Source organism: Vibrio sp. 378, assembly GCF_033339435.1.
The window spans coordinates 1-738 of sequence record NZ_JAWOUO010000487.1; the positions used below are offsets into that span (position 1 = coordinate 1).

Sequence of the window (738 nt, forward strand, 5' to 3'; positions counted from 1 at the left end):
CGTTGGCGAAGTTGTTCGTTCTCAATACCATCGAAGTCTTCTTCTAATGCTTTTGCCAATTCCGTTTGGCTGATTTGTGCTTCTTCAAACACCAAATGTTTGATCGCCGCCAAACTGTTACCCAAATTGGCGATACCCACTTGCAGGCCAGATACCCAATCGTATTTCGCTCCGCCTTCTTTTACTGTTTTACCGCGCGCCAAACAGTCATCCACCAGCGATGAGCAGAAAATATCTTGCGCTTGCTGCTCAAGCACGCTGTCGACTACGGTATCGATCTCAATCGATTTACGTGTGTAGTAGCGAATTTGCTTCGCCCAAGAAGCGGTGACTTGCTCAAAGCTCTCGAAGTTACCTTTTGCTAGTGACTTATCATGCGGCAAGAAGGCTTTGCCCGTCGTTGCATCTACACCTTCGTTAAGCGCCGCCAGCAAAATACGCGCAAAGTTAATGAAACTCATACCCGTGCAACGGTAACCCCATTTGCCTGGAACAGCGGTTTCAATACAGCCAATAGACGCGTAGTTGTAAGCGTCTTCTTTCTCAACGCCAAGCTTGATGAACTCTGGAATGACAATTTCATCGTTGTTGAATGCAGGCATACCGAATCCGCATTTGATCACTTCAATACAGCCCATCAAGAACTCTTGATTCAGACCTTCATGATAGCGAACACTCAAGTTCGGTTGCGTGGAACGTAGCTGACCACAGGACTCTAAAATCGCCCAAGATAGCGGG

At 47.3% G+C, this 738-nt stretch carries 1 protein-coding gene; it reads right to left on the reverse strand.

The window, feature by feature from the left end:
- The coding region (locus tag R7Q48_RS27100) for a pyruvate formate lyase family protein (RefSeq protein WP_318133345.1) at window positions 1-738 on the reverse strand (738 nt) is incomplete at both ends.